Genomic DNA, 2,872 nt, shown 5'->3' with positions numbered 1-2,872 from the left:
AACGTTCAGCTTCCTTCTGTTCCAAGAGTGTTTTTTGTGCAAAATTGTCCAAGGCTTGCAGCAACACCTTCTTACTTTCTGCAAAATGCTCTTTTATGGCCTCTTTATCGACCAAGTTTTCAACTTTTTTGTGGTAGGCTATGTATAACTGAAGGAGAACATCTCTATGAAGAAATAACATATCTTTGAAAGGTTCTGAAGGCGAAAAGTGCAATAGATAAAAACTAATCTCATCTCCCTTTACAGTTTTATTGTGTTTTTGAAATTCCGAACTGGCCAGAGCGATGTAAGCATTACTAAAATCAAGAAAATCTACAAAAATAACCTCTTGAAGGATTAATGAGGTAGAACATTCGTCCAATGATAGACGATACTTTTTGATAAGATCACTTATGACCGAAACATCGAATATGCCAACGGCAGAAGTTGCTTGCGCTGTACCTAAATTCATCTATATAAATAATTCTTCTTGATTGTTTAACACTGAATAGACACTTTTGTATAAAGGTCACACATTTTTTTCTATTTTATCTATACAAGAGCATTTTACTTAGGCCATCCATACATTGGCATACCCAAGTAATAATAAAGTTGACGATCTTGATATGGTCTTTCATGCTCATATCCATTCATTAAAACTGTTTCTTTTTTAGTCATGATTCCAACTATTTTGGTCGTCGCTATCATTGGGGGACAATCCAGGGAAATCCCCTTCGGTATCTACTCCTAAACCAACTACCTTACGATTTACGCAATTAAAATAACTTGCTGCCTGATTAATTTTACAGATTCTGCATCTTTCCTATAAAGTTTTTAAAAACCAGAATAATGATGTTCGAAGCAGTATTCGCATTTGTTCAGATAACTCACCGTTTTACGTATGGATTTCTATAAATAAAAATTTACAGAAAGCCAGAATTGGGATTGGGAATAATTGAAAGGGTTTCAATCTTATAATGACTTCTTGTTGCCTTTAATTCTGTAACCCAGAGCGAGTTTCCCGCTAATTTGGGTAAAAGACCCATTATTTCCAAAATCTATATTGGACATGTTTGTAGAAGCCCTCAGGCTTATATTAGTATAAAAACGACTCCATTTATATCCAAAAAGTATAGACCCTTTTAGTTTATAGAGCATAGGATTGCCGGGATTATATGATAAGGTCTCTGTCTCTGCATTTTTTACAGTTAAGCCAATACCCGCTTTTGCACTTATGCCTATATAAAAATTGGAGGGGAGTTTAAAAAGACCAACTAAACCGCCCAGAACACCAATTCCGTAATTAGTTATATTTTTAATTCTGGCTTGTTCATTGAAGTAAGGATCAAACTCTATAGGAATAATAGAACTATCTCCCGAGATCTGATTATAGAGCACGAACCCGCCTAAGCCAAATGAAAAGATATTGCGTTTTTGGTTTTTAAGTCCTGATCTTAATACTCTCTGAGAGTATTCACCAGCATTGAACAGGTATAAATAATCTATACCGCCAGCAATTGATTTAATATCTTCTCTAAAGACAGTAGTACTATTTATCGAATTTTTAACGTTAAAGCCATCATAGATCTGAAAATAAAAATCAATTATATTTTGATTAAAAACAAATCCACCTCGTAAGTCAAATCGATCCGTATTTTCAGTGCTTTTATCCCTTATAGTGAATGTTATATCCAGAATTAGCTTACTTGTGGCTATTCCTACCCCGACACCAAACAAATTATTTGGGATATAAGTCAGAGTGGCTTCATCATTAGACAATTTGAATCCCTGCGCTCTAATATTCCCGAAGAGCCTAACAGACCAGTTCCGAAGATCATGATCAATAAGTAAGGAATCTATTAAATTTGTAGATTTGACAGAATCTCTTACATATAAGTCCTGGGCAAAGCACAGTGAATTTATAAGTAAGAAAAGTAGAAGTACTGACCTCCTTATGGTAATAGAACAAATTGCCATTTTGATCGTAATAGGCAAACTTATGAATCTCCTAAAATAACTAATTAGTTGTACTTTGAAATAGTCTTCCATCTAAAAATCCAGGAGTTAATATTGCAGAAGTTAAATAAAGATACTGAAAAATACATGGACCGTTTAATTAGCTTAACTCTTTTAAATCCGGTTTCAAGAAACCGAATTATGTAGATGGAAAGGTCTATATTCCTCTATATTTTGTAAACTTATAAGGCTAATTTCGTCTAAGTAATAGTGCTATTACCGCTTTAATTTTGAGTGGTAATATTACTGAATATGGGATTAAATGAGAATTGACAAAATTGGTTTAGGGGGAGGATGCCATTGGTGTTCGGAAGCTGTGTTTCAAGCCTTGAGGGGGGTTATAAAGGTAGAGCAAGGATGGATATCTGCCGGAGGTGCTGTGGATTTTCACGAGGCAGTAATTCTTCATTTTAATCCGGGTATAATTTCTCTGAAGGAATTAATAGAAGTGCACCTTTATACGCACAATAGCACTTCCAATCACTCCATGCGAACAAAATACCGTTCTGCAGTTTATACCTTCAATAAATTACAGCAGAAGGACTCAGCTAACATCTTAAGACTACTACAAAAAAACTTTAAAGAACAACTAATCACTCGCGTATTTGACTTTAAAGAATTTAGAATGTCACCCGAATCTTTTCAAAATTATTATCAGAAAAATCCGCAGAAACCTTTTTGTAAGACATATATAGACCCCAAATTGCAAATGATTCTTAGAAAATTTCCAAAGAATGCTATAGAGCCTGGGCTCATACCATTAAAAACTGGTGAAGAACAAAAGATTAAAAAATAAATAGGAGCTCATTAGTTCGTATTAAAAATTCTTATTTTTGTGGCCCTGTAAACTTTTTAAATGCAGTATTTGGCCTCATAG

Annotated in this window: 3 protein-coding genes; 1 reads left to right on the top strand and 2 read right to left on the bottom strand. The window is 34.2% G+C overall.

Annotation, left to right across the window (positions count from 1 at the left end):
* Window positions 1-451 (bottom strand): hypothetical protein (locus tag WBN20_RS16885; RefSeq protein ID WP_424282532.1); only part of this gene is annotated, 451 nt, incomplete at its 3' end.
* A gap of 500 nt (window positions 452-951) precedes the next feature.
* A complete protein-coding gene (locus WBN20_RS16880) occupies window positions 952-1,956 on the bottom strand; it encodes a DUF4421 family protein (protein ID WP_424282531.1) in 1,005 nt (334 codons plus the stop codon).
* 301 nt (window positions 1,957-2,257) lie between these two features.
* Here WBN20_RS16880 and WBN20_RS16875 point away from each other — a divergent pair, with 301 nt between their 5' ends.
* The gene (locus tag WBN20_RS16875; protein WP_424282530.1) at window positions 2,258-2,791 is read left to right on the top strand and encodes a peptide-methionine (S)-S-oxide reductase; all 534 of its coding nucleotides are present in this window, start codon (window positions 2,258-2,260) and stop codon (window positions 2,789-2,791) included.
* The last annotated feature ends 81 nt before the right edge of the window (window positions 2,792-2,872 follow it).

The sequence above is a fragment of the Eudoraea sp. genome (genome assembly GCF_049665975.1).
Classification (GTDB): Bacteria; Bacteroidota; Bacteroidia; order Flavobacteriales; family Flavobacteriaceae; genus Eudoraea.
The sequence above is the reverse complement of the archived record's forward strand: the minus strand, read 5'-3'. Positions and strand labels throughout refer to the sequence as shown.